Annotated in this window: 25 protein-coding genes; 14 read left to right on the top strand and 11 right to left on the bottom strand. The window is 45.6% G+C overall.

What is annotated here, in order from left to right; all coding sequences use genetic code 11:
• Positions 1-158 precede the first annotated feature (158 nt).
• The 3 genes from MKX30_RS08985 to MKX30_RS08975 all read left to right on the top strand — a co-directional run bounded on the left by MKX30_RS08985 (position 159) and on the right by MKX30_RS08975 (position 2489).
• A complete protein-coding gene (locus tag MKX30_RS08985; RefSeq protein WP_023990094.1) occupies positions 159-806 on the top strand; it encodes a DUF1796 family putative cysteine peptidase in 648 nt (215 codons plus the stop codon).
• On the top strand, positions 799-1425 hold the full coding sequence (locus MKX30_RS08980) for a DUF1796 family putative cysteine peptidase (protein WP_023990093.1): 627 nt from the start codon (positions 799-801) through the stop codon (positions 1423-1425). Before MKX30_RS08985 ends, MKX30_RS08980 begins: the two co-directional genes overlap by 8 nt.
• Before the next feature lie 131 nt (positions 1426-1556).
• Complete coding sequence (locus tag MKX30_RS08975) at positions 1557-2489, top strand: NAD-dependent epimerase/dehydratase family protein (RefSeq protein ID WP_023990092.1); 933 nt, start codon at positions 1557-1559, stop codon at positions 2487-2489.
• Positions 2490-2555: 66 nt separating this feature from the next.
• On the opposite strand, the gene MKX30_RS08970 is transcribed toward MKX30_RS08975, so the two are convergent.
• The 5 genes from MKX30_RS08970 to MKX30_RS08950 form a co-directional block, all read right to left on the bottom strand.
• Positions 2556-2882, bottom strand: a complete 327-nt coding sequence (locus MKX30_RS08970; RefSeq protein ID WP_023990091.1) for a PTS sugar transporter subunit IIB — start codon at positions 2880-2882, stop codon at positions 2556-2558.
• 29 nt (positions 2883-2911) lie between these two features.
• Positions 2912-4348 carry a glycoside hydrolase family 1 protein gene (locus tag MKX30_RS08965; protein WP_341062739.1) on the bottom strand — a complete coding sequence of 479 codons (1437 nt, stop codon included), beginning with the start codon at positions 4346-4348 and terminating at the stop codon, positions 2912-2914.
• A gap of 70 nt (positions 4349-4418) precedes the next feature.
• Positions 4419-5714 carry a PTS sugar transporter subunit IIC gene (locus MKX30_RS08960; protein ID WP_028541485.1) on the bottom strand — a complete coding sequence of 432 codons (1296 nt, stop codon included), beginning with the start codon at positions 5712-5714 and terminating at the stop codon, positions 4419-4421.
• A gap of 18 nt (positions 5715-5732) precedes the next feature.
• Positions 5733-6101 carry a PTS lactose/cellobiose transporter subunit IIA gene (locus tag MKX30_RS08955; RefSeq protein WP_049828407.1) on the bottom strand — a complete coding sequence of 123 codons (369 nt, stop codon included), beginning with the start codon at positions 6099-6101 and terminating at the stop codon, positions 5733-5735.
• A gap of 122 nt (positions 6102-6223) precedes the next feature.
• Positions 6224-8149: a BglG family transcription antiterminator gene (locus MKX30_RS08950; RefSeq protein ID WP_341062738.1), complete on the bottom strand. Its 1926-nt coding sequence runs from the start codon at positions 8147-8149 to the stop codon at positions 6224-6226.
• Between the two features lie 158 nt (positions 8150-8307).
• Here MKX30_RS08950 and MKX30_RS08945 point away from each other — a divergent pair, with 158 nt between their 5' ends.
• Complete coding sequence (locus MKX30_RS08945; protein WP_023990086.1) at positions 8308-8706, top strand: Rrf2 family transcriptional regulator; 399 nt, start codon at positions 8308-8310, stop codon at positions 8704-8706.
• A 113-nt stretch (positions 8707-8819) separates the two neighbouring features.
• Positions 8820-9725, top strand: a complete 906-nt coding sequence (locus tag MKX30_RS08940) for an NAD(P)/FAD-dependent oxidoreductase (protein WP_023990085.1) — start codon at positions 8820-8822, stop codon at positions 9723-9725.
• Positions 9726-9837: 112 nt separating this feature from the next.
• On the opposite strand, the gene MKX30_RS08935 is transcribed toward MKX30_RS08940, so the two are convergent.
• Complete coding sequence (locus tag MKX30_RS08935; protein ID WP_076264915.1) at positions 9838-10866, bottom strand: LacI family DNA-binding transcriptional regulator; 1029 nt, start codon at positions 10864-10866, stop codon at positions 9838-9840.
• A 245-nt stretch (positions 10867-11111) separates the two neighbouring features.
• Here MKX30_RS08935 and MKX30_RS08930 point away from each other — a divergent pair, with 245 nt between their 5' ends.
• Complete coding sequence (locus MKX30_RS08930) at positions 11112-12392, top strand: apiosidase-like domain-containing protein (protein ID WP_076264916.1); 1281 nt, start codon at positions 11112-11114, stop codon at positions 12390-12392.
• A gap of 276 nt (positions 12393-12668) precedes the next feature.
• Positions 12669-14522, top strand: coding sequence for a beta-glucoside-specific PTS transporter subunit IIABC (locus tag MKX30_RS08925; RefSeq protein ID WP_341062799.1), 1854 nt, complete (start codon positions 12669-12671; stop codon positions 14520-14522).
• Positions 14523-14604: 82 nt separating this feature from the next.
• Here MKX30_RS08925 and MKX30_RS08920 read toward each other — a convergent pair whose 3' ends face one another.
• From MKX30_RS08920 to MKX30_RS08905, 4 genes are all read right to left on the bottom strand, one after another.
• Positions 14605-15699: a glycosyltransferase family 4 protein gene (locus MKX30_RS08920; protein ID WP_053326016.1), complete on the bottom strand. Its 1095-nt coding sequence runs from the start codon at positions 15697-15699 to the stop codon at positions 14605-14607.
• 51 nt (positions 15700-15750) lie between these two features.
• Complete coding sequence (locus tag MKX30_RS08915; protein ID WP_341062736.1) at positions 15751-16845, bottom strand: tetratricopeptide repeat-containing glycosyltransferase; 1095 nt, start codon at positions 16843-16845, stop codon at positions 15751-15753.
• Positions 16846-16903: 58 nt separating this feature from the next.
• Positions 16904-17995, bottom strand: coding sequence for a glycosyltransferase (locus MKX30_RS08910; RefSeq protein WP_069080661.1), 1092 nt, complete (start codon positions 17993-17995; stop codon positions 16904-16906).
• A gap of 193 nt (positions 17996-18188) precedes the next feature.
• A complete protein-coding gene (locus tag MKX30_RS08905) occupies positions 18189-19928 on the bottom strand; it encodes an NTTRR-F1 domain (RefSeq protein WP_341062734.1) in 1740 nt (579 codons plus the stop codon).
• 437 nt (positions 19929-20365) lie between these two features.
• Between MKX30_RS08905 and MKX30_RS08900 the strand changes: the two genes are divergently transcribed.
• From MKX30_RS08900 to MKX30_RS08885, 4 genes are read left to right on the top strand one after another with little or no spacing between them, the layout of a single operon-like run.
• Positions 20366-21481, top strand: a complete 1116-nt coding sequence (locus tag MKX30_RS08900; protein ID WP_076295622.1) for an ABC transporter ATP-binding protein — start codon at positions 20366-20368, stop codon at positions 21479-21481.
• On the top strand, positions 21478-22200 hold the full coding sequence (locus MKX30_RS08895) for an ABC transporter permease (protein WP_028541495.1): 723 nt from the start codon (positions 21478-21480) through the stop codon (positions 22198-22200). The genes MKX30_RS08900 and MKX30_RS08895 overlap by 4 nt, the downstream gene beginning before the upstream one ends.
• A gap of 5 nt (positions 22201-22205) precedes the next feature.
• Positions 22206-23597, top strand: coding sequence for a GldG family protein (locus MKX30_RS08890; protein WP_076159732.1), 1392 nt, complete (start codon positions 22206-22208; stop codon positions 23595-23597).
• Complete coding sequence (locus MKX30_RS08885) at positions 23594-24532, top strand: DUF4340 domain-containing protein (RefSeq protein WP_023990073.1); 939 nt, start codon at positions 23594-23596, stop codon at positions 24530-24532. The genes MKX30_RS08890 and MKX30_RS08885 overlap by 4 nt, the downstream gene beginning before the upstream one ends.
• Before the next feature lie 74 nt (positions 24533-24606).
• On the opposite strand, the gene MKX30_RS08880 is transcribed toward MKX30_RS08885, so the two are convergent.
• On the bottom strand, positions 24607-24810 hold the full coding sequence (locus tag MKX30_RS08880) for a hypothetical protein (RefSeq protein ID WP_023990072.1): 204 nt from the start codon (positions 24808-24810) through the stop codon (positions 24607-24609).
• Between the two features lie 186 nt (positions 24811-24996).
• Here MKX30_RS08880 and MKX30_RS08875 point away from each other — a divergent pair, with 186 nt between their 5' ends.
• From MKX30_RS08875 to MKX30_RS08865, 3 genes are read left to right on the top strand one after another with little or no spacing between them, the layout of a single operon-like run.
• A complete protein-coding gene (locus tag MKX30_RS08875) occupies positions 24997-25353 on the top strand; it encodes a hypothetical protein (protein ID WP_075154684.1) in 357 nt (118 codons plus the stop codon).
• Entirely contained in the window at positions 25296-25538 is a 243-nt protein-coding gene (locus MKX30_RS08870; RefSeq protein WP_071642683.1) for a helix-turn-helix domain-containing protein, read from the top strand. The genes MKX30_RS08875 and MKX30_RS08870 overlap by 58 nt, the downstream gene beginning before the upstream one ends.
• A gap of 54 nt (positions 25539-25592) precedes the next feature.
• Positions 25593-26252, top strand: coding sequence for a hypothetical protein (locus MKX30_RS08865; protein WP_341062733.1), 660 nt, complete (start codon positions 25593-25595; stop codon positions 26250-26252).
• The last annotated feature ends 48 nt before the right edge of the window (positions 26253-26300 follow it).

The following is a 26300-nucleotide window of genomic DNA, read 5'->3' as shown; positions in this document are numbered from 1 at the left end:
CTCTTTGACAAAAAGCGCATCGGTGTCCAACCCTTTTCGCCGTGCTGTGCATGTAATGTAGAGTGGAACAAACTACGGCCTGAAGTCCCTTTTCGACTACAGAAGAAGGGCCAAGCAGGATCTGAGGGAAGGGTCGTATTAAAAAAGGAGGCGCGGCTATGAGACTCGCACAGCTGGCAGGGGAATATGAAGCGGTCTTCAGTCTGGGACAAAACTGTACACCTGCCATTCAATTGGAAAAGAACCGTTTGCGGCCGTTTGCCGGGGTACTGGATTGGATGATGTCTGACACGCTGTCCGATGTGAACCGCTTGCTTGAAAATCGGTTTGCCGGATTTATGGATTTGCCTAATTTAAGTGTCGTTGGTACGAGCCAACTGAATTATATGGTCAGAGATATCGCTTATAATGTGATCTCGGTACATGATTTTCCGCAGGAACGCAATACGTCCTCAGATCTGGTGACCTATCCCGAGTTCAAGGAAAAGATAGACCGTCGTATCGAACGTTTTTTTGCAAAAACACAGATGGCGAAGCGCAGCTTGTTCGTCCGTATGCTGGGAACCTATGAAGAAGTAGAGGAACTGGAACGTATTTTGTCGGGCATGGTAGCGAATGAATTTCGTTTGTTGGTGGTGAATTGTTCCGGCGTAACGGAGTTGACGGAGGTGGATTGGCAGCTTCCGCATGTATGCTCGGTGGAAATGCCTTTTGCCGATGTATGGAATTACAAGAGTGATCCGCACTGGCGTACCCTTTTTAAAGGGATGACCTTGTCTTCGGAAAGGGGAGGGCGTCGTGCTTGAGCGGTTGCAGGGGGATTATGATGCTGTATTCAGTTTGGGTGGACATTGCTTGCCTTCCATCCAGCTGGATAAAAACGGACTGCGTCCCTATGCGGGTCCGCTGGACTGGATGATTTCCGGTAACTTGTCACAGATCAGTCGCTTGCTGGACGCCCGTTTTGCCGATTTTATGGATGTTGATAGTCTACGTGTCACGGGGCATGATTACGGCGAGCATAACTTCATGGTTGAGGATGCATCCTATGGGATTACAGCAGCACACCATTTTCCGGTTAGCCAGAATACATCGGAGCAGCTGACTTCCTACCCTGCATTCAAAACGACGCTTGATCGCCGCATTGCACGTCTACTGGACCAATTCGCGCTTGCGTCCCGTCTGCTACTGGTTCGTCTCGGGGGTAGTCGGGAGCAAGCGGTGGAACTACATGATGTGTTATTACAGAGGATTACACATGATTTTCGCTTGTTATACGTGGATTATACAGGGACTGATGGTGTGACGGAGCTGGACTGGGGGTTGGAGCGGCTGGTTTCAGTGGAGCTGCCACCTGAGGATATATGGAACGGTCAGGATGAGATGTGGCGTTATATGCTGGAAAACGTGAGACTGCATGTCTGAGGTGCTGAGATTCTAGAAAGACATTATAGATTGTCTTCGGACTGTGCTTGTGCCTGCGCCAAGCTATAGGGAGTCGCATAACATGATGCGAAGGGAAGTCATATGCTTCGGTACAAAAGGAGGGTGAGCTAGTGAAGGCTTTGGTCACCGGGGGAGCCGGATTTATTGGTTCTCAGCTGGTACGTGCGCTTGCTGATTCGGGCATCAGAGTGCATGTGCTGGATAATCTGACGACCGGGAATATGGCAAATGTGGACCCGCGCGCGGTCATGCATATTGCGGATATTCGCAGCTCTGAAGCTAGGACGCTGCTGATTCGGGAAAGCCCGGATATTGTGTTTCACTTGGCCGCACAGGCGGATGTGCAGCAATCCATCCATCGACCCGATGAGGACGCGGATGTGAATGTGCTGGGGACGATTCATTTGTTGCAGGCTTGTCATGAAGCGGGTGTGTCGAAATTTATATTTGCATCCACGTCCGGTGTATATGGAGAGTTGCAAAAGCAATGTATACAGGAAGACGATCCCGTGGAGCCCATTTCAGGCTACGGACTGTCCAAGCTGACCGCAGAATCGTATATTCGACTTTTTTATCGGCTGTACGGTATGAACTATACGATTTTGCGTTATGGAAATGTGTATGGTCCCGGTCAGGCCGCGAAGGGGGAGGGTGGTGTAGTCGCTCTCTTTATGGAGCGGCTGAAAAAAGGAAGCCCCTTGCTCATTCACGGCGATGGGACGCAAACCCGCGACTTTGTGTACGTCAAGGATGTAGTTCGAGCGAACATGGCGGCTATTCATGCAGCGGACCAACGCACAGTACATGTAAGTACAGGACGAACGACGTCCATTAATCGACTGGCTTACGATTTACTAAAGCTGCATGGTTCGTCTGTCCGCCCTGTGTATTCACCAGCGCGAGCGGGAGACATTCACCATAGCTGTCTTAGTAACGCAGTCGCCAGACATTGGCTTCGTTGGGAACCGCTATACGGCATTTCTGCCGGTTTACAGGAAACGTATGTGAGCAGTATGGGATCAGGCAAAGAAGGTATGTCGTGATAAAGAGCGCGCAACTCAAGAAAGAGACTGAGGAAACTCTCAGCCTCTTTTTCATTTGAATAGCAATTAGATGTTCTCGCCAGCCAGCTTCAAGGCTTGATCTAGGACAGCTGCACCGTTTCCTCTACCATAAGCCAACGTGTCAATGACATCTACAGGGATACCATAGGGAGCTGCAATTTCGGTTACTGCCTTTTTACGCATCCGCACTTGAGGTCCGAGCAAAATAGCAATCACAGAATCTGTAACGGCTTCTAGCTCTTCCTTGATGGTGCTTTCGGGGATGGCTTCGATGTTCAGCTCTATGGATCTTGCTGTTGCTTCTTTTTTCATTTTAGAAACCAAAATGGATGTGGACATACCCGCAGCACATGCCAAAATAATTTTTTTCATATTTGAGCGCCTCCAGAATTCATTTTTAACTATTTATACTCTTCATCCAGATCAGCAATAAATGAGCGTTCCTTGATAGCGGCTTGATACCAGTAGCCGGATTTCTTCAAATGCCGACTTCGATCATTGTCCAGGTTAATTTCCACCAGTCCATAGCGATTTTTAAAAGCATTCATGGGAGAAACGTTGTCTGTAAAGGCCCACAGCATATAACCTGTACAGTTGGAGCCCGCTTCTACAGCTTGTAATGTGTAGTATAAATGCTCAGTTATAAAGTCAATACGATAGTCGTCCTGAATAATGTGTTTCTCATTTTTGAAAGCAGCTTCATTCTCAATGCCCATACCATTTTCCGCGACAAACCACTCGATATTGTGATATTCGTTCTTGATACGCATTCCCATATCGTAAATGATTTTCGGATAAATCTCCCAGCCCCGTGACTTGTTCATTCTTTTACCCGGAAGATCAAAATGCTCATAGTAGTAAGAGGGGTGAAAGGGGGTGTTTTCGTTCCACGCTTTACTCTGTGCTTTTACCCGATGGGGATAATAGAGATTGATCCCGACGTAGTCAACGGTATTTTCCTTAATGACTGCCAGTTCTTCCGTTGTAGCTTCAAATGTAATATCATGCTTGCCCATGAGATCGAACAATTCTTGCGGGTATTCGCCTTTAATAAGCGGGTCCAGAAATACTCGATTGTAAAATAAATCATACACATGTGCCGCATACTGGTCATGAGGGGCGCTTGATCGGGCATAAGTGACTTCGGGATTCAGAATAACGCCTATTTTAGCCCCGTGCTGACTATAGTTTTTTGCTTTGAAAAGCTGTACGCATTTCGCGGTAGCCAGCGATTTATTATAGTTCCATTGCATCCACTTCCGCGTATTTTGTTCATAGGGATAGCGAAGGGCATCTAGATAGACACGAGTCTGTACAACAATGGGCTCATTAAACGTAAACCAGTGCTTGACCCGATCGCCGTACCGTTCAAACACTTTCTCCGCATATTTTACAAACAGCTCCACCACATGCTTGGAAGACCAGCCCTCATATTTGTCCAGCAAATAGGCGGGTACCTCATAGTGTTCTAGACAAATCATCGGCTCGACTCCGCTTGCAATCAGCTCATCAATGACCCGGCCCATATAATCCGCATACGTTTCATCCACCACTACATTCTCATAATCCGTTAAGAAGCGGGACCAATTAATAGAAGTACGATAATGGGTTAAGCCAATCTGCTTCATCAGCGCAATATCTTCGGTATAGCGATTATAAAAGTCGGTTGCAACCGCGGGTCCATATCCATTGTGCCAGACATAGCGGTCATATTTGTACCATTGGTCTAGGTATGAGTCCTGACCTTCTTTTTTACCGCTCCAGCCCTCTGTCTGCCAAGCGGAAGCCGCTGCACCCATGATGAAATTCGACGGAATTTGTATCGTATGTTTAGCCATGACATGTTTCTCCTTTTCATTGAATAAAGAATGCGTTTTCAATTAATTGATGTATTTCTATAGTAACGCATTATTCAGCCGTTCGCTTGTTGGCAATTTTGACGAATGGGAAATAAATGATAATGGCTACCACAATACAAATGATCTGAGTTACGACGGCGCCAATGCTTCCACCTGTAGACAGGTAGGCATTAATAATAGGCGGAGTAGTCCATGGAACCATGACGACGGCTTTACCTGCAAATCCAAGCAACGTCGAGAAGTAACCAATCGTTCCTGTGATGAGCGGAGTAATAATGAAAGGGATAGCCATCAATGGATTCAGCATAATCGGAAGTCCAAAAATGACAGGCTCATTAATATTAAACAGACCCGGACCCAATGAAAGCTTTGTTATTTCCTTCATATCTTCACGCTTGGAAGCGATCATAATACAAATCAAGAGGGCCAGCGTAATTCCTGAACCACCGATACTCATGTATACGTCCCAGAAAGGCATCGTAATAATGTTCGGAATGGGCAGTCCTTGCTCATAAGCAGTCATGTTGACGGTAATCGCGCCAAGCAGCAGGGGTTCACGAATGGGCTTTACCATTTGGTTCCCGTGAATACCGATCACCCAGAAGATTTGCGCAACCAGCATCAGCACCAGTATACCTGGCAGTCCCTGTACTACGGTCTCCAGAGGTTTTTGCACCACATTATAGACGGCATCGTACAGGTAGAGACCTGTAAACTTATGAAAAAAGAATCCAAACATTGAGAAGACAGTCACCGTAATAATGGTAGGAATGAGTGCCGAGAAAGAAACGGCCACATTGCTGGGAACACTCTCAGGCATTTTAATTTTTAGTTTATCGGACTTGCCCAGTTTGCTGTATAGCTCAACGGATAGGATGCTTATGAAAATACCTAAAAACAAGCTCTTGGTATCCGTAAATTGACGGGCTATGACGTCTGTTACTTTTTGCATGTCACCGTTAACCATCAACTCTATCGTGGTCGGTGTCACAGAGATAAAACAGATTAAAGCAAGCAAACCGGGGAAGAGATTTTTCTCACCGTTAATTTTTCCTAGCTCTAGACCAATCATGAAAATAGCCAGAATGGTAAGGATATTCAAGCTGGCATAGTTAATGCCTGAGAAAATCGGTTTGTACTCAGCCAGGAATGAGAATGGCCTAAAATGGGCCAAACCATTGACCGGGTCCATGACCATATTGGAAATCAGTACAGCAAAGGCACCGACAATAATAACGGGCATCAATGTGATAAAAGCTGATTTGATCGCTATAATATATTTAAAATTGTTGATTGCATTTGCTACCGATGTGAGGCCGTCAACCAGTTTGTCTTTGAAAGCCATAAGATAGCGCCCCTCCCTCTACGATTTCGGTACGAATTGATCAATGCGTTCATACAGGTCTACAAACTCTGAGGCCATATCGCGAATGGTGATGGCATTCATCAAATGATCTTGAGCATGTACCATCATGACGGACATCTCTGTTTTTTCACCTGCTGCTTCCTTGCGGATGATTCTGGTTTGAATTTTGTGGGAGGACACCAGTTCTTTTTTTGCTGAGGCTAATTCTTCTTTGGCTTCACGGAATTTCCCCGCCTTTGCAAGCTCAATCGCTTCCATGGCCGAGCTGCGTGCATTCCCTGCGTATAATATAATTTGGAATACAATCTCTGTATCATCCATGTCCTCCATGTTCACGTCGTGCTCTGTAGATTCATCATTATTCACGTGATCTTCTCTCCTTTCAATCTTCCCTTCGTATAGCTATTATAATTTGGAATCGCTTTCAACATAATGCACATTATTTCCTCTTCTTAACGGAAATAAATCGTTCTTCATACTCTTCATGTTCAACAATTTTTATGCAACACTTCTATGAATTCTGTATACGATTTGCAGCGAATAAGCTGCTGGACGAGCTGTTCATTATTTAAAATATCAAGCAAAATATGATACATAGTCTGTAAATCTTCTGATTTAGTACGCTGTATGCAGAGCATACAAATAAATTGTACCGGCTTGCCGTCCCAGTCGATAGCTTTTTGTAATGTACAGATGGCCCAAAAAGTAGAATCTGCGAAAGGTTCCATCGGATGCGGGATCGCGACAAAGTTGCCAAATGAAGTGGGGGAAACGGCTTCACGCTCTATTACAGATTGCAGCAGGGGGCCTTTTACAAGATCTGCTTCGTGTATTTTTTCGGCTATAAATTCAAGCACTTGGAGTTTGTTCTCAAACTTCTGCTGAAGAAAGACCAATTTTTTTCGTACATACTGCACAGCAGGAAGTCTGGCCTCAGAAATGGCTTGCTCAATTTTAGTAATATCGGAACCGCCTAAAAATGTATTCACATGGATCATGGGGATAGAAAGCGGTTCTGAAATGGGGATCGTGCTAATAACAAAGTCCAGTGTATCCAACGGCATTTGTTTCAGCTTATAAAATTCAGTGGTTCCCACGATATCCAACCTGGAACCGAAGACCGATTGAAGCTTGTAATACAGCAGCTTAGCGCTACCGAGTCCAGAAGCACATACGATCATACATCTTTTGGGCGCGTCCTCCATTTTCTTTCTTTCCATCGCGACTCCGATATGAATGGCTAAATACCCAATTTCATTTTCCTCGATGTGTATATGAAGCCGCTGCTTGATGACCTCCGCAGCAATGATACCTGCTTCAAAGGCAAGCGGGTAATTGGCTTTGATTTCATCCAGCATAGGATTACGCAAATTCATTCCGTATTGATAGCGGTTAATCACCGGTTTGAGGTGAAGGCAAAAAGCAATCAGTAATTCTTGATCGTTTTGAATGTTCATTTTCAACTGCTGATCAATTTGGTCCAGTATTTCAATAGTCAGTTCGTAGATATCTTTATCAATGATCTTTTTAATCTCCACTTCATCCATACGGGCACTAACGACGGTCCTTATACCCAACAGGTGAACAGCAATGTACGCAACTTCAACAAGTGGAAAGGAGTACTTCATGTTTTGTTCCAAGGCGGATACGATCTCAGTCGCCACCCTAAACTCTTTTTGCGCTTCGATTTTTTTCATCTCTTGAGGATAATACGAAACATACCTTTCTTCGCGAATACGCTTACATGCTATAGCAATATGAATGACCAGATTGTTCAGGGCAATGTCCGACAGCTGAATATCATTGATCTCAATACGATCCAGAATCACTTCTCTTATGAATCCCATCTCTTCGTTAGAGATCAGAGGAGGGGGGGACATCTGCTGGTCGCCTATCTCATCTATCCTATTAAATATATAGTCGGAAATGCAATAACGCAGCCTGGCCTCATTACCTTTGACTCGAATACCATGATAGGGTCTATTCTCCAGGGAAAGTCCGTAAGTTGCCAATAACTTGCGTAGTTCTTTGAGGTCATTCTGTAAAGTAGATCGACTAACATACAGGATCTCGGCTAAATCATCAAGTTTGACATATGCATTGGTAAGCAGCAGCTTTTTCATTAAAAAACGATTTCTGGCGTCAGAAGAATTCGCTAATGGATAGGGTACATTATTTTCATAATTCTTTAATTGCTTCAGCAGATGATGAAATGCTTGTTCGTCCCGAACCTCTAACTTGTAGCCCGTTCCTTTAAGGGGTTTAACTGCTGCTCCATGCTTTGACAACAGCGCACCCAATTCCTTTAAATCCGTTCGTATCGTTCGAGAAGATACCTTCAATGCATTTGCCAAGTGTTCTCCATTGACCATCTGTTCAGCAACCAATATACGAAGAATATCAAAAATACGCACAACGAGCCCCCTTTCTTAGCTGTTCTGATGAACAGTATACAACGGTTAGAGCGTAACCAAAAGAAGGGTTGACAACAGCGTAAATCCTAGATGACCTTGACACACCAGCAGATTCAGAGATATAGTAGACACAATAAGTCTTTGATTGAGGTGTAGTTATGAAATTTACAAAAGCTACAAATTATGCACTGCACACCATGCTCATGCTCGTTGCTGATTCGTCGGTTAAGCCGGTAGGTGTTCAGCAATTGGCCGAATCCCAAAATGTTTCACCAACTTATCTTTCAAAAATTTTGACGAGGCTTGTGAAGGCTGGAATGATCGAATCCGTTTCTGGAGCCAATGGAGGCTATCGCCTATCCCGTCATAAAGATGATCTTACTTTTTTGGATATTATCCATGCCATTGAAGGTACGAATTCTTTGTTTGAATGTGATTTTGTCCACGGATCTGAGTGCCTGATTCAAACTGTAATGAGGGAAGCAGAGGAGAAAATGGAACGACATCTTAAAAATACGAAATTGGTCGATTTGGCGCAAAAGCAAACGCAAGTTTAAAAGTAAGCGACTTTATATAGAAAGAGGGTGGTTGCCAGTTATGTAAAGCGTTTTTTTTGGTTTTATTACAGATATAAAGAGTCTTTAATATCTTCGAAAAGGAGTTGGGTGTTATGCTGTACGATTGCGCTATTATTGGTGGAGGGCCCGCCGGATTGAATGCAGCCCTCGTGCTGGGCAGGGCAAGAAGAAATGTGGCTTTGATTGATAATAATCGGCCCAGAAATGCGGTTACGCATGCGTCGCATGGTTTTATTACGAGAGACGGCGTAACGCCAGCCGAGTTCCGCCGTGTAGCTTATGAGGAAGTGCTGCGTTATCCGTCTGTCCATCATCTGCAAACCGAGGTTGTTTCAATTACGAAAAACGAATCCGGATTTGAGGTGCTTGATTCGTCAGGCCTTCGCGTTCAAGCGCGAAAATTGATATTAGCGACGGGCGTAAAGGAGATATTCCCCGAGATCGAAGGTTTTTATCCGTTATACGGGAAAAGTCTGTTTAATTGCCCTTATTGCGACGGCTGGGAGTTGCGGGATCAACCGCTTGTCCTTGTCTCTGAATCGGCGGCTATATTTCATACAGCCAAACTACTCCTTAACTGGAGTAAGGATTTGATCGTATGTACGAACGGTCATGCATCCCTGTCGGATGAGCAAAAAGAACGGCTTCAATCCAAGGGAATTGTGGTAATGGAGCAACCTGTTGCGGCGTTCATCGGTCACAATGGAAAGCTGGAGCATGTGCGCTTTACGGATGGCACTCAAGTCCCGAGGGTCGGCGGTTTTGTGTCTCCCCAGTTTGTACAAAGTGCACCGTTTGGAGAACGTTTGGGCTGTGAAAGAACGGAGTCGGGCGGGATCAAGACGGATGAAGCGGGGAGAACCTCCATACCCGGTGTATATGCTGCCGGGGATTCTTCGTACTTCATGCCTTCTCAGTTGATTTTTGCTGCGGCCGACGGCAGTCGAACCGCTGCGAGCGTAAATATGGATTTGACAGAGGAAGATTTCAGCGAATGACGAGAAATTGGAATGTCTAATATGGAATCCGATGATAGAAAAGGCCGCCAACATGGCGGCTTTATTCTAAAATCATAGAGAGAGCAAGCAATAATAAACCAATGATCATAGGTCATTTCAAGGCTAAACAAGATCTTCTTTCAATAACCTCTGTATTCACAAGAACCTGAGTATGATGCCTCTGATTATTGTTATGCCTCTCCATAAGCAAATTTACAGCAGTTCGGGCCAAAATATCCTTTTTCACATGAATGGTTGTGAGTTCCGGGCTAATGACCTTGGCCTCATGAATATTATCAAATCCCATGACGGAAATTTGTTCAGGCACTCGAATGTTCATTTCCTGAAACGTTTTAATTGCACTGATCGCCATATAATCATTTTCGCAAAATAGGGCCGAAGGTAGCTCATTCAATTCATGAATAGCTGTTTTAAATGCGTCCTGTGACATCACAAGCATGGGATGCATATCAAATATAAGCCCATTTTCTATGGAAAGATTGTGCTCCTCTAAAGCCGCCATAAACCCTTCCTTTCGTTTTTTAAAGTTAAGAATTCTGGTACTGGATTGTACGTATCCTATCTTTCTGTGTCCTGACTGAATTAAATATTGGCCTGCCTGATATCCACCAAGATAGTTGTTAATAGATACGAAACTGGCGTCGACGTGTTCAAAGTAGGTATCTAAAATCACGATATTGGAATGAATGGATTGTATAGAATGAATAATCTCGGAAGTTAAATTGGTGCCAAGCAGAAGTATGCCTGAAGAAGGCTGATCTTTTTCCAAAATAGATAATTCTTCTTCGAGGCTATGGCTATCAAAAGACGAAAAAATCAAGGTGTTTCCATGTTCTCTCACCTGATTGGTAATATGATGAATTAATTCATTGAAAAATGGAAGTGAATCATAATGCTCTGTTACGATGTCTGTATTTTTACAGGCCACAAAGCGTATCACATGATGATTTTTAATGACTTCCTTGCTTGTCTTCATGGTGCGTGGTTTATATCCATGCTCTTGGGCTATTTTTAGAATTTGCTCCTTGGTTTCTTCACTGACTCCGGGTTTGTTATTAAAAGCAAGAGAGACAGCAGATTTCGAAACACCTGCAAGCCTTGCAATATCATCAATTTTCAATGTGGAACCCCCTATTGAACTAAACTACATAAATTATATCATTACTCTACAAGAAAGTTTAGATTATAAACTAAACTAAACTAAATAAATGAAAAGAAAAAAATGTTGACCTTTTATTATTTATAGTGTTAATATGCAAGTGTAAAGCGCTTTAATTTAGTTTATTTGCGAAAAAACATATAAATTTAGTTATTTATTTTAGTTATTTGTTTAGGAAGATTTGTGAATGTAGCAAGAAAGGAAAGGTGATTCATTTGAGTTTAAACATTGCTGAAAATCAAAGAAGTTTTACAAAAGAGGACAAACCTTTTTTTTATTTGGCAGATACGGTTTGGAGTGTATTTACCAACGCGACGATAGAGGAGTGGAGCGATTATCTTGACTATCGGAAGATGCAAGGTTTCAATGTGTTGCAAATCAACATGCTCCGACAATGGGACGCAAGTGAATCGGATCTGAATCTACAGCCGTTTGCATTACTGGAAAATGGGGATTTCGACTACCATACATTAAACGAAGCTTATTTTGACCGGGCAGAAATCATGTTGAAAATGGCTGTAGAGCGTGGATTTGTTCCGGCACTGGTTCTGTTGTGGTGTAACTATGTACCGGATACATGGGCCGAAATGTTCCAAAAGGGTAACAAAATGCCATTTGAATGCGTTGAACCCTATGTAACGTACGTCGTAAACCGTTTTTCTCCATTTGATCCTATTTTTCTGGTTAGCGGGGATAGTGATTTTCCGACTGAACGCGCCAATTCCTATTATTTAAAAGCACTGGACATTGTACAACAATTAAGCCCTGCAAGCTTAACTACGCTGCATATTCAAGGGAGATTGAGAGAAATTCCTCCAGCCTTTGAGAAACACAAGGGTCTTGGATTCTATATGTATCAATCAGGACATAACTCCCAGTTTCAACATGTAGCCCATGAGATTGCTCAACATTTCTATCATAAGTCAGATATACGGCCTGTCATTAATGGGGAGCCATGTTATGAACAAATTAGTTACAGCCGCAATGTGTATGGCAGATACACTGCACTGGATGCCAGAAAAGCAGCATGGCAAAGTCTCCTTGCAGGCGGGGGAGCGGGAATTACCTACGGGGCGCATGGCATTTGGAGCTGGCACAAGAAAGGAAAGAAATTCGGCATTGTAGAAGGGGAAGGATTCGATAGTCCCTACGATTGGAGAACCGCATTGCGATTTGAAGGTGCGTGGGATTATTCCTTTATTAAATATTTGTTTGAAATGTACAACCTTATCGGCATAAAGCCGCTAGATATTGTTTTAAACAAGACAGAGGAAATTAGAGCTGCGGGGAACGAGAATACCCTTATCTTGTATGTCCCGGTTAACACGAAGGTGCGACTAAGTACCAACGTGCAGGATTACAAGTTTACAACGATTGATTTAGCCGGGAAGCGGTTTGCCCAAACCGACGTGTCCGTCCAAAAGGATCAATCGGTGCTAGACATGCACAGCTTTGAAAGTGATGTTGTCATCATCGGAACGAAATAAAAACAGAGAAGAATGTGGATGGAGTGAAGCAACATGTGGAAAATCGGCGTTATTGGATCGGGATATTGGTCGGAAAAACATGTAAAAGCATGGCAGTTTATCTCGGATGCAGAAATCAAAGGATTTTGTGATCGAAATTAAGATTTACTTTTTCAAAAAGCAGCTCAATTCCATATACCTACTGAATTGGGATCAGTGCCGTAATTGTCGCAGTTATAGCACATCCAGCTACTACGGATAGAAAAATAGAAGCGCATCCAAGAAGGAGTGAACATGATGGATCATAAAAAAACAGCCAAAGAAGTATTAAGTGCCGTGGGCGGAAATGAAAATGTGAACAGTGTCATTCACTGTGTCACTCGATTGAGATTTAAACTGAAGGATAATCAATTGCCAGATAAAGAAAAGATCAAGCAGATTGAAGGTGTCATTACCGTTGTGGAAAGTGGTGGCCAATTTCAGGTGGTCATCGGAAATGAGGTTCCCAAAGTATACGAAGCTCTTTTGGATACAATGGGAGTAAAGCATGGAGATCAAATGGTTGAAGACGATCAAAAAAATGAAAAAGCGAGCCTATTTAGCCGCTTTGTCGATGTAATTTCAGGTGTGTTCATGCCCGTTGTGGGTGTGCTCGCTGCTGTAGGGATTCTAAAAGGACTATTGGCTTTATGCACATCCCTGGGCTGGATGACTGATCAGATGGGCACGTATAAAATTTTATATGCGACAGCAGATGCTATGTTTTATTTCTTTCCGGTGATTCTAGGGTTTTCAGCAGGTAAAAAATTTGGAGGAAACCCGTATCTGTCTGCCGTTTTGGGAGCAGCGATGGTGTACCCGACCATTACTTCCGCCTTTACGGATAAAACGGCGCTGTCCTTTTTGACCATACCTGTCGTTCTGATTAATTATACTTCTTCTGTTATACCGATCATTATTGGAGCGTTCTTGGCAGCTAAGGTCGAAAAAATGATAAGTAAGTATGCACCTGCCTCCATTAAAATGTTCATAGTGCCTTTTCTGACTTTGGTCATCATATCACCGCTTGTTTTTCTGGTTGTCGGGCCGATAGCAACTATAATCAGCGATGGGTTAGCCAAAGGCTCTATGTGGATTTATCAGTTAAGTCCGGCTGTAGCTGGCCTCGTTCTGGCCGGGTTCTGGCAGGGCATCATTATCTTCGGTCTGCATTGGGCATTCATTCCAATTCTCCTGAATAATGTAGTTACGAATGGGTTTGATCCGATTAACGGTATGCTCTTCTGTACGACTTTTGCGCAAACAGGTGCGGCATTTGCCATCGCTTTGAAATCACGGGACCCTAAATTAAAACCCATTGCCACTTCTGCCACAATTGCGGGTTTGATGGGGGTTACTGAACCAGCTATTTACGGGGTTACGCTACCCGCCAAAAAACCGTTTATTTTAGCCTCGATCGCTGGAGGTATAGGAGGAGCTGCAGCAGGCTTACTCGGCTCAACGGCATATGGATTTGCTTCGGGCGGCATTTTTGGTATCCCTCTATTCATTAATCCAAAAGGCATGGATGCAGGCTTCATCGGCTTTATCATATCTTTGGTTGTAGCTTTTGTAGTTGCATTTATTCTGACCTATCTTTTCGGTTATAAAAATGCAAAACCTGCGTCTGAAATTAAGGTTGCAGATGAAAACAAAGAGGAAGAAAAGACGGTATTCAGTCCTCTACACGGTGAATTAATTCGTTTAACCGAAGTAAAAGATGAAGCTTTTTCCAGTGGTGCGATGGGCCAGGGGGCCGCAATTATTCCGAAAGAAGGAGTAGCCTATGCGCCGTTTAACGGAACTGTTGTTACCGTTTTCAAAACAAAGCATGCCATCGGGCTTATTTCTGAGGATGGAGTTGAACTGCTCATTCACATTGGAATTAATACGGTCAGCTTGAAAGGAAAACATTTCACTTCCTTTGTGTCTGAAGGGGATACGATTCAAAAAGGGGACAAGCTGGTTGAATTCGATCCCAAAGCTATAGAGGATGAAGGATATGATATTACCACATCCGTCATTGTAATCAATACAGCTGTGTACACGGATATCTTAGTTGAAGATTCCAAGGATATTCATGTAGGAGACCGCTTACTAAAGATTAGATAGATTCCAATATTCAAGAATAAAAGGCAAATTAAAGCTGACGATGGCCCGTATATAAAAAGGGTTGTCGTCAGCTGTTTTTTAGTTACCTCACACCCAGCGTGTTCATCATCTGCCGGAAGGAGCGCACATATTTGTCTGGTGCCAACAGGTTAACGATTCGCTCCAGCCCTTTTCTGCGGATAGATTCGCGTTGAGGTACGTTGTTCATCAGGTCTAGTCCTTGGAGTATCGCCTGCAAGATGTCTCCCTGCTGATAAAATTTACCGGTTTCGTTGTGGTCAATGAATGCTCGTACTCCGTCTGAATCAGAGCTTAATACCGGGCAACGACAGGCCATCGCCTCAGCAACCGCATAGCCGAAGCCCTCTACCAGCGAGGTCGATAGCAGGTAGCCGCCTGAGTCGCCAATCATGGAGTAGTACAGGGGCATTTGGGCATGAGGTACGCTTTTAAAACGCTCGATAATGGAGGACATGCCAAGCTGAGCAAGCATGTTCTCGAATTGTATTTTATCCTCCGGCTGAGACAAGGTGTCATCATAAAACATCCAGATTCGAAGATCCGCACGGTTTTGCAGCATCCAGTAAGAAATGTCGACAAAATGCCTCCAGTTCTTGTTGGGCTCCAACCGCCCAACCCAGGCAATAATCGGATTGATCGGAGGAGTGTTAGGTACATAATTAAATACGCTGGTATCCAGTACGTTTGGAAATACATAACGATTAAGCCATGGACACATGTCGGTAAATAGCTGCACCAGATGAGTTGTATTGGGCAAGAGCACCGCGTTGGCATGTCTCTGAAGATACGGAACTGCATCCGCGACCACCCAAGCAGCCTCTTCGTGAGAACCAAAGCCCTGCGATTCATAGATTAATACCCCCTGATAGCCCAACATTCGCAGTCTGGGGAGCATAGGATAATCCGATGAGACGATAATTGCATCATAGCGGTTAGTAATTACCAGCATTCGAATTTCTTCTTCAGAGGAAGTCATGAATACAGGAATATCGCCGTTCAGGTTTTGCATCCCTGTACCTTGCTGATAATAGAGAAGATGACATTCAATCCCGTCCTGCATGAGCACTTTACAGCGTTGGCGGTTCAAGGTTTCTACGCCGCCGCTCGGTATATAAAAAGTAAATAGAACTTTGATCTCAATAACCTCCTTTGCCAATCACAAGCTCCTATACCAAGTTATTCAACCTACAGGACGGGGTGTGGGTTTCTATGGAAGCCTAGATTGAATTAGCGCATAATTATGGCTAAGGCGAGAATCGTCCGGGGAGCGCTCTGTTGCTTCTCTCGCAAATTCACAAGCTTTGTGTAAAAGGCCTAACTCGTAGCAAGCGAGGGCACCAAGATCATACAGTGTGGCGTCCCAGCAAAAATCCTCTTGCATGTACGTATCCGGTCGTGTTGAAATACGTAACGCTTCTTCAACCATATGATAGACAGCGGACCAGTTCCGTGTATGATAGGCCAGCTGAGCCATTTCCGTGTAAGGTTCACGTAAATACGGTGCTTCCGCAATAGCCCGGTATAACCAACGTGTTGCCTCCTGCCATTGTTCACTTGCTTTATAGGCTCTAGAAATAAAGCGCATCGAAGCGCTGCGTTCATCTGCCCAGCGTGCCTGCGGCATGGCAAGATGTTGTTGCAGTGTAGCAATGCACTCGTCCCAACGGCCATGATACATATATTCCCGCCCCAAGTAATGCATGTTGCGGTCATCCTCAGGAAACTCGCACACAGACTGCTCCAGCAGTGGAAGGTATTGGCTGCGGGACTTGTGCGGATCGGGATCATGATACAAGCGTAGCTGGTCGGATCGGATGCTGCGTTCTTCACCCTTCCCGATATATTCAAGCACCTCGTGAACCGGGCGTACCCAGCGGTAACCGTGACGAGTGTGTATTTTTTCTTTCCAGAACCATGTATAAACGGTATCTTGCCCAGGCTGTCCATGTGTAAAGGCATATAGCATCCGGGTAGTTCCTTCCCTCCAGTTGCGTTCCAGCCGCGACCGCCAACCTTCCTCCCAGACTTCGTCCAGATCCGTACAGACACAAATATCTATATCGTCAGGGACCAGCCGTAGGGACTCATTGCGAGCCTTGTCAAAACGCCAAGGAGTTACCTGGATACGATGCACCTCTGCACCCGCTTCGCGTAGCAGAGAAACGGTATCGTCTGTAGAGCCGGTGTCCGCTACAATGACAACATCGGCTTCACGCATGGTGTGCATCCATCGTTTGGCGAATCGGGCTTCATTTTTGCTAATGGCATAGACAGCTATCTTGTACCGATTCGATTGTTGCATTCCGCTTGCTCCTCCTTTGACTTACTTAAAGATTGAGGGTTGAGTATGGGGGACATCTCTATTGGGGAGGATTCAGGATTGAGCTGAAAAATTGTCGATTATGCAGGACATGCGGGTCGTTGGGAATATACGTGGCAGCTTGCTCGTTGTGCCAATTCGCACGTGTGTAATCCTTCAGCCGAAAATGGCAAATGCATAGCTGGATATGAGGAAACCACGTTTGGTACGCGTCCTGTACTGGGCCCATCGTGTCGGGAGGATTGAGAGTGGTAGCCATGTCGTACCAATAAATAGCTTTGGTAATCTCATTTTTATGCAAAAAATAATGACCTATCCGACAGCATAGATCTGCCCTGGGTGTATCGAAGGTCAAACTATGGAGAGCCGCGGTAATACTTTGCTCCAGCTTGCCCAGTTGTTGCAGGCAGTCGGCCATTTTGCTACATGCACTAATCGCATCCTCTACCCAGCATTGTCCGGTATCCAGAAAATTCCGGTAAGCCTGCACGGCCTGCTCATATCTTTCATTATCTCTTAACTCGTTAGCGTAATAGTAGAGGTCACGAGGAGAGAAGGCATGACCTTGGGCGAGCAACTTCTCATAAATTCGCAGGTTTCGCCCTGGAGAGGCCGTGTGTGTTCTAGTGTGAGTTATGGCGATATCGGCATGTTGAATATTCCCGTCAACGGCGAGGTACTCATGCACGGCTCCATGCCAACGGAACCCGGCTGACCTTCTGATCAAGCGGTTTCGGCGAAAATGTAGGGTGACATTGCCGTGATCATCAAAGGCATAATGATAATTCATAGACACAGAATCGACGGTTGGTACAGCTGAGGAATCAAGGGTTTGCTTTAGCTCAAGCAGCTTAACGGCATCCTGCTCCTTCAAAATATCATCGGCATCAAGCCAGAGAATGTACTCCTGCGTAGCTTGCTCAAACGAATAGTTACGTGCAAGGGCAAAATGATCTACCCATTCAAATGGAAAAATTCGATCTGTAAAGTTGCGACATATGTCAATGGTCCGATCCTGTGAACCTGTGTCCACGATATTGATCTCATCCACAATAGGATGGACCGATTCCAGGCAACGGCCAATGGTATGTTGATCATTTTTGACGATCATGCACAGGCTGATACTGATCAATTGAGCATCACTCCTTTGGAAACCATCTAAGGATTCAGGTCAAACATAAAGTTGGATTTTTAAAAGAGGCCTGAGTTATAGAAGCCCTGCCGCAACTGCGGCAGGGCATGGATGACAAAGCCTTAACATGCTGTACGGCTTTGTCGATAAGGTATGGTACATCGCTTAAAAATGATGTGACAGAAAAAGGAGGTTAGAGTCCGGTAGGCCCCGTAGGTCCAGTCGGCCCTGTAGGTCCGGTAGGTCCAATCGGTCCTTCTGGGCCTGTGTCTCCTGTTGGTCCAATCGGTCCAGTCGGCCCTGTAGGTCCGACAGGTCCAGTAACACCAGTGTCGCCCGTGGCGCCAGTAGGTCCGACAGGTCCGGTAGCACCAGTGTCGCCCGTGGCGCCAGTAGGTCCGATAGGTCCAGTAACACCAGTGTCGCCCGTGGCGCCAGTAGGTCCGACAGGTCCAGTAACACCAGTGTCGCCCGTGGCGCCAGTAGGTCCGACAGGTCCGGTAGCACCTGTGTCGCCAGTGGCGCCAGTAGGTCCGATAGGTCCAGTAACACCAGTGTCGCCTGTAGCGCCAGTAGGCCCGATAGATCCGGTAGCACCTGTGTCGCCAGTGGCGCCAGTAGGTCCGATAGGTCCAGTAACACCAGTGTCGCCTGTAGCGCCAGTAGGCCCGATAGATCCGGTAACGCCAATGTCGCCCGTGGCACCAGTAGGTCCAGCAGGTCCGGTAGCACCTGTATCACCCGTGGCTCCTGTAGGTCCGACAGGGCCAGTAGCACCAGTGTCGCCTGTGGCGCCAGTAGGCCCGACAGGTCCGGTAAATCCAAGGCCGAATGGTCCGGTAGGTCCAGTCGGCCCTGTAGGTCCCGTGTCGCCCGTAGGTCCGACAGGTCCAGTAGCGCCTGTGTCGCCAATAGGCCCGATCGGTCCGATTGGTCCAGCAGGTCCGGTAACACCAGTGTCCCCCGTGGCGCCAGTAGGTCCGACAGGTCCGGTAGCACCTGTGTCCCCCGTGGCTCCCGTAGGCCCAACAGGTCCAGTAAATCCAAGGCCAAATGGTCCGGTAGGTCCAGTCGGCCCCGCAGGTCCGGTATCGCCCGTAGGCCCAATAGGTCCAGTAACACCAGTGTCACCCGTGGCACCAGTAGGTCCGACAGGTCCAGTAACACCAGTGTCACCCGTGGCGCCCGTAGGCCCGACAGGTCCAGTAACACCAGTGTCACCTGTGGCGCCAGTAGGTCCGACAGGTCCAGTAACACCAGTGTCACCCGTGGCACCAGTAGGTCCGACAGGTCCGGTAACACCAGTGTCGCCCGTGGCACCAGTAGGTCCGACAGGTCCAGTAACACCAGTGTCCCCCGTGGCACCAGTAGGTCCGACAGGTCCAGTAACACCAGTGTCACCCGTAGCGCCCGTGGGCCCGACAGGTCCGGCTGGTCCTACAGCTCCAGCTGCACTTGCTTTAACAAGAGCAATAGAATCAATGGCTACATCAGCAGTGTTAGCCAAGGCATTTTTACTAATAACCAAAAAGGCATAGGCTGCGTTGGCTGGAACAGGAGCTGTTACTTCATATAGGCTTTGCCATGTTCCGTTCACAGCGTCTGGCAATGTGCCTGAGCTCAAATAGGTAGTTAGCCCTGTGCCAAGGAAGCTAAAGGCTGCGTCATAGTAATACAGAAATATGTTAACTTGAGGACTGGACAGGCTTCCTACTTTTGCAGCTGAAAGGCTTAATGTATAGCTTTCGCCTGGTGCAGCAAAAACGACCTGGGAAAGAGATGCATCTACTGCGCCTCCTGCCAGGATCGCACTATAAAAGTTTGTCTTTTTTACAGATAAGTTAGTGACAGTCACATTGACAGAGCTCCAAAAAAGGGTTGATCCGATCTCGAAGTCGCCGTTAGAAACTAGATTGGTAAACAATACACTCATCGCTTTTATACACTCCCTTCACACGTTGTAATGATAGTAGATGCGAATCCATATCCTAGCGAACCGTACAAGTTTCCGAGGGCAGATGTGTATTTTTGTGTTCACATTTCAGACACATTATTTTAAGCTTCTATTTAAGTGACGTTAAGCTGGAGTTATATGTGGGGGATTATCATTAGAATTTAAAAGTGTAGCATAAGGTGCGGGGAGACCGCTCCGCGAAGGCTTTGAGCTTCCGATCGCTGTTGCTGTAGGATTCTTCTTTGATTAGATAAGACATATAAAGGTAAGAATCCTACAGCAAAGGCGAACGCTGGCGCTTCTCCAGCTTCAAATCCTCTGCTTCGCTGCTACCCGCTACTCATGCAACATTTTAGGTGGGAGGGAAGTAGGGGAGCAGCAGGGAGAAGATTACGATAAAAGAAAGGGTGGAACATGTGCTCAAAGTGCAGCAGGTGAGCAAGTGGTATGAGGGCAACCGGGGTGTACATAAGCTGGATTTTGAAATGCAGCGCGGTGAAATTGTTGGTTTCCTGGGGCCGAATGGTGCGGGTAAAACGACGACGATGCGCATGATTACAGGGTATCTTCAACCCAACGAGGGAGTGATTACGATTGACGGTATCCCGATTCAGGATAAGGGCAGACAGGCCCGTTCCAAAATCGGTTATCTGCCGGAGACTCCCCCTTTGTATGAGGATATGTCCGTAAGATCCTATTTAAAGTTTGTAGCTAGTATTCGGGACGTGCCTGCGAGAGAGCAGAAGCTGCGTATTTCGGAGATGATTTCCAGGCTAGGACTGAATGGGCGGGAAAAACAATTAGTCCGCAGTTTGTCCAAAGGGTATAAACAGCGCTTGGGACTGGCAGGTGCGATTATTCATAACCCGGATTTATTGGTACTGGATGAACCGACCTCAGGTTTGGACCCCAATCAGATTTTGGAGATTCGTCAGCTCATTCAGGAGATTGGCGAAAATCATACGGTATTGCTAAGTACGCATATATTGCCTGAGGTGGATGCTTTGTGCAATCGTGTTCTCATCATCCATGAAGGGAAACTGGTCATGGATGGGCGTCCTGACGCGCTCGGCGGTTCGATGGAAGATGGATTCAAGGTGAAGGTGGAGGTTAAAGGCAAGCGTGAGCAGGTGCTGGATGTCCTGCGTACTTGGGGAAAAGTAGAGGTTGAATCTATGGCGACCACGCTGCCTTCAGCGAACACGAATCTGACTGCCGCAGAGCCAGATATGACCGGATTGCTACTCACAGGAGCCTCCGGTGAGGATTTTCGCGAAGAACTATTTTATGTGTTGTCTGATGCGAAGCTTCCAATTTTGGAGATGAAAAAAGAAAACCTTAGCTTGGAAAATATCTTCCAGCAGTTAACGACCCGCGAGACGGAAGAAGGTCAGGTCAGCGATCCAGCAGTACAAGACCTACATTCCTCGGATACTGCAGCACCTACGGCCATCACGGTGGAGCACGGAGAAGCTGCGTCCAGCGACGATAAGGCTGAAAAAGATAAGGATACAGGAGGTAATCGGTCATGAGGCGTTTGTTCGCGGTCTGTCAAAAAGAGCTGCAAGCCTATCTGTGGACACCAACGACGTATTTTGCGCTTGCAGTGTACATGCTGCTGACGGGGTTACTTTTTTACACAAATTTTGTTATGTATCAGCCTAGCATTCTGGACTATCGACTGGTACTCGGTGACACCTTGTCCATGCTGGTGTTCGTCGTCCCATTGCTCACGATGAGGCTGGTTGCGGAGGAATTCAGGCAAGGTACGGATGAACTGCTGCTTACCTCACCTGTGAGTGTGACGGAAATGATCGTAGGTAAATTTTTGGCGTCGCTGGGCATGTTGCTCATATTGGTGCTGTGCAGTCTAGCGTATCCGGTCGTGATGTCCTTTTATGGGAAGCTGGATTGGACGCTGGTATTAACATCTGTGATCGGTCTGTTCATGCTTGGCGCAGCCATGATGGCGATCGGCTTATTCGCTTCGACGCTTTCACAGCATCAGATGATGTCGGCGGTCGTCAGTTTTATTATTTTACTTGTGTTCTGGATGCTGGATTCGTTTGGTGGACAGACGGGTGCATCTGCGGCGGTACAGCAATGGCTGGAACCTTTTTCACTAACCGCACGGTTTGACAGTTTCACCAAAGGATTGCTGAATGGAGCCGATGTGATGTACTACGTGACGGTGGCGGTGCTCTTTTTGCTATTCAGCATCCAAGTGGTTGAACGGAAACGGTGGAGGTAATGAATATGAAAAAATGGCTGGGTCATACCAATAGTGTGGTACTATCGATTGCTGCTGTAGGGATTTTTATTTTATTGACGTTATTTCTGCGGTCGTTAGGTGGCTTTCAACTGGATCTGACGGCAGGCAAGCAGTATACGCTGTCTGACCAAACGTTGACGACCATCCAGGGTGTAAAGGAAAACGTACGGCTCATTGCTTTTACCGTATCCACTTCACAAAATCAGAAGCTGAACCGGGATGTTACGGATATGCTGAATGAATACGCCAAGCGTAACAACAAGCTCAAGGTCGAGCAATACGATCTGAATCAGGAACCGATACTGGCCAAGCAATATGGTGTTACTGCAGCGTCTATTGTGTTGGTGCAGGGGGAGAAGAAGCGGGTTATAGATATTGGGAGTCTATTTACGCAAGCTCAGGGGAGTGGTGAAGGGGCATACCAATTTACTGGGGAAGAAAAGCTGACTAGTGGACTGCTGGGATTATCATCTACCCGTCAAGGGAAAGTAGCCTTTCTAACTGGACATGAGGAAATCCCATTGTCCCAAATGACTGAATTAAGTAGCTCACTGTCACAAGATAATGTGAAAACAGAGGAAGTTCAGCTCAATCAGGCGGGGAGCGTGCCCAAAGATGCGTCTGTATTGGCTATTGTCGGACCAGAACGTGATATCAGTGCAACGGAACTGAAGAGTATTCGTACGTATCTGAATGATGGCGGAAAGCTTTTTATGGCACTAGGCTTTCACCCGAACATGGGGTCCGATTGGAAAAACCTTGATGCATTAGCGGCTGATTATGGAGTGAAGGACACTCATGCCATCGTGGTGGATCAGGAACAGACGAATACACTTGGACCTCTATGGACGGTTCCTACCTTCGGCAGTCATGCGATCACCGACAAGTTGGCGGCTTCCAATCTGTACCCGGTTCTTTCACTGTCTATTGCTTTGCAGGCAGGAGAGCAGAAGGATTGGAAGACGACGCTTTTGATGAAATCTTCTGCAGCCAGCTATGGCGAAACGAATATCCAAGGGCTGCTGAACAACGAAACGCAGAAGGATGACAAGGACCCGCAGGGGCCGCTGAATCTCGGTTATGCGGTAGAAGGGAAAGACGGCAAGCCCAAAGCCGTTATTCTCGGAACGTCTGCCCTTTTAAGCGACACTGAGATCAACACAGGAGGCAATCGAGACTTTGTGCTGAACAGTCTGAATTATGTGCAGGAACATTCTGATGGGCTTACCATTCGTCCTCGTCAGGAGCAGGATTATAAGGTAGCTTACTTGACTCCTGCACAAGCAAAAACGATATTGACCATATCTGTCATCGGATTGCCGTTGCTATTCGCGGTCATCGGAATCTTATTATGGTGGAGGCGAAGAAGAGCATGAGAAAATGGATACCCACAGTGCTACTGTTAGTTGTATTGGGAGCGGGTATAATCTATGCAAAGAGCCAAAACTTCTTTCGTGAACAAGCGCCGGCGGCTCGCCAGCTGGTTCAGCTTACGCAAGAGAATATTACGTCTTTCGCGATCACAGGAAAGGACGGCAAGTCGGTGGAACTTGAACAACATGATGGTCAATGGAGTATGAGCAAGCCACGGACTTACCCGCTAAACCAATATACAATAGACAATTGGCTAGCAGCGATTCAAAATGTAAAGTTGGGTGAAGTGGTGGAATCTTCCCCTACAGACGTAGCCAAATATGGGATCAGCGCTACCCATGATCAGATTGAGATTAAGACCAAGAAGGGCGACGTTCGTACCTTTGCCTTCGGTGAAACGTTGCCTTCCGGAGATGCTGTTTATGTATTATCAGACAAAAAAGAGATAGCTTCTGTACCTATAGATACACTTTCAGGGTTGTTGCTGGGTGCTGATGATTTTATAGATACAACGCCGTTCGATTGGGACGATACCAAGCTGAGCGGAATAGAGTGGGAAGGCCAAAATTCTTCATGGATGCTCAAATCCTCCGGTAACAGCGGAACCGGAGACAGTGCTTCCACATCTTGGACGCTGAACGGAAAGTCAGTAGCCAATGACACGGCGACTTCCCTCTCGCAGCAAATCAAAAACCTGGCTAGCAGTCAGGCCTTGCGCAAAGCCTCCGAGCTGAGCAAGCCTGTTCACCGCTTTACGCTGAGTATATCGCTGGGTAAGGATGATTCCCAGCTGGTCTATCAGGGCTGGACGCTTAACGATGATCCAGATACCGTATGGGTTGTGCCGCCACAAAGTAACTGGGCTTATGGTCTGTCAGTATCTGACGTGAACCGTACTGAACAGAATGGCCACGACCAAGCTCAGACTGGAAAATAATCATTAGAAATTAAATTAGCGCACAAAGAGGCTCCAACGGCGGATGATCGTCGTCTGGAGCTTCTTTGTGTTCGTTATTCGTCAGGTTTGCTGCTTTTGGAAGAAGAGCTGTTATTGTCGTTTAAATCTTGGATAACCTGAATCAGCTCATGAAGTGAGAGATCCAGCTTATCCAGCTTTTCTTCCATCGTGTGCAGGATGTGCCGCAACAAAATAAAACAAAGTCCAGCCGGAAAGCCTACGTTGGTAACCAGAGAAAGAGCATCATCCATTTGCAATGTATTCCCTCCTTTTTAGCCATATATAAAGGAAGGTAAATTAAAAGAACCATATACAACTGCATGTAAAAATAGTATAATAAATAAGAACAAATGTTCTGTTTTGGTTGTAAAATAGGTTTGCAAATTACCCTATAGTATGAGGATTTAGAAAAAGTCAAATCCAAAGAGAAAGGGTAATTTACAATGGATAAGTCTCAGCTAACATTGGTGGAACAATATCGAAAGAAGCTGTACCGCATTGCCTGGAGAATCCAGTATCGTGCTCGGGTACAAACCAATCATGAATTTGTAATGGAAAAGAACGAAGCCGTCAGCGCCCCATCTTTTACAGAATCTTCAAACTCTAATATGTACACACTACAGCTTATCAACTCTCTACCTTCTGAGATCGGAAAAATGATCATCTTTGACCTTTACATACTAGACAAAACCGAAGCACAGATTGCAAAAGAGTTAAAGCTATCCCAACAGGCGGTGAATAAATGGAAAAAGAAAATGCTCAAAGAGTTATTTCGGATGCTGAGTTCGTCCAATTGCTAAAATTAGTACGAAGTGGAGATCAGGAGGCCATGTGTAGGATACTTCAATTGTTCGAGGAAGACATTCAAAAGACCAGTCGGTATATTCGTATGTCCCGTGAAGATGCTGTCCAAAGCATTGTGACTGATTTTATAGAAGAACTGCAACAAGAGTTAAAGACAGTAAAAAGTGGACAATGGATATAGCCTTGGCTATCCTTATCCGTAGGTTTACTTATTTAACGGAGGGCTTATAAGTTTATGAGTGATAACAGGGCTTCTTTTGAAAAAAGTATGAAGATGTACCCAGTCAACAGTATTCGTTCCAATGTCATCATTCTTGTTTTATTACTGTTAGATCTGTTTCTAGTTATCCTCTTAGTGGGAAATCCATACATTGCAGTTTACGTTTATGTATTGTTGCCACCGATTGTTATGATAAACATTTGGGCCCTTGTACTGGTCATCATGCCACGCAAATTGCAGTTGAATTACGTTTTATTCCGTGGTGTATTTGGTTTGGTTTGTTCTATTGGCTTCATGATCATGACACAAAAGTTTGCTTATGGCATGTTGGATCTGGATACTCCATGGTATTTTGTAGGTTCTTTTGCCCTTTATGGAGTGGCCTTGTATTACTTTATAAAATATAATTTAACGAAATTCAAAGATCCTTCAAATCATAGGAAGAAACCAAAGTTTAAGGAAAAAAACAAAAGAGCGCCTGTAGTAACTATCACCACATTTACTGGGGCTGGTTATCTGATAGCTAATGTTTCCCTCGGATTCGCTACACAACAATTAGTTGCCACAGTATTGATAAGTGTATACTCGATGCTGGCATGTGTTCTTTTTCATTTTATTATGGATATACACCGCTACTATTGGCTTCATAAGCTGAGGAATCAGACAACGGATTGAACACAACGAATGCCTTACAAAGTATTATTTCTATCAAGATGTTTTGTA

The organism is Paenibacillus sp. FSL P2-0173 (assembly GCF_038008045.1).
Taxonomy (GTDB): Bacteria; Bacillota; Bacilli; order Paenibacillales; family Paenibacillaceae; genus Paenibacillus; species Paenibacillus polymyxa_B.
Note: the sequence above shows the minus strand (reverse complement) of the source record. Positions and strands in the feature narration are given on the sequence as shown.

Coding starts and splice junctions, on each gene's coding strand:
- MKX30_RS08985 (WP_023990094.1), top strand. CDS start 159: ATGAGACTCGCACAGCTGGCAGGGGAATATGAAGCGGTCTTCAGTCTG.
- MKX30_RS08970 (WP_023990091.1), bottom strand. CDS start 2,882: ATGAAAAAAATTATTTTGGCATGTGCTGCGGGTATGTCCACATCCATT.
- MKX30_RS08965 (WP_341062739.1), bottom strand. CDS start 4,348: ATGGCTAAACATACGATACAAATTCCGTCGAATTTCATCATGGGTGCA.
- MKX30_RS08960 (WP_028541485.1), bottom strand. CDS start 5,714: ATGGCTTTCAAAGACAAACTGGTTGACGGCCTCACATCGGTAGCAAAT.
- MKX30_RS08945 (WP_023990086.1), top strand. CDS start 8,308: ATGAAATTTACAAAAGCTACAAATTATGCACTGCACACCATGCTCATG.
- MKX30_RS08940 (WP_023990085.1), top strand. CDS start 8,820: ATGCTGTACGATTGCGCTATTATTGGTGGAGGGCCCGCCGGATTGAAT.
- MKX30_RS08925 (WP_341062799.1), top strand. CDS start 12,669: ATGGATCATAAAAAAACAGCCAAAGAAGTATTAAGTGCCGTGGGCGGA.
- MKX30_RS08915 (WP_341062736.1), bottom strand. CDS start 16,845: ATGCAACAATCGAATCGGTACAAGATAGCTGTCTATGCCATTAGCAAA.
- MKX30_RS08905 (WP_341062734.1), bottom strand. CDS start 19,928: ATGAGTGTATTGTTTACCAATCTAGTTTCTAACGGCGACTTCGAGATC.
- MKX30_RS08895 (WP_028541495.1), top strand. CDS start 21,478: ATGAGGCGTTTGTTCGCGGTCTGTCAAAAAGAGCTGCAAGCCTATCTG.
- MKX30_RS08890 (WP_076159732.1), top strand. CDS start 22,206: ATGAAAAAATGGCTGGGTCATACCAATAGTGTGGTACTATCGATTGCT.
- MKX30_RS08885 (WP_023990073.1), top strand. CDS start 23,594: ATGAGAAAATGGATACCCACAGTGCTACTGTTAGTTGTATTGGGAGCG.
- MKX30_RS08875 (WP_075154684.1), top strand. CDS start 24,997: ATGGATAAGTCTCAGCTAACATTGGTGGAACAATATCGAAAGAAGCTG.
- MKX30_RS08870 (WP_071642683.1), top strand. CDS start 25,296: ATGGAAAAAGAAAATGCTCAAAGAGTTATTTCGGATGCTGAGTTCGTC.
- MKX30_RS08865 (WP_341062733.1), top strand. CDS start 25,593: ATGAGTGATAACAGGGCTTCTTTTGAAAAAAGTATGAAGATGTACCCA.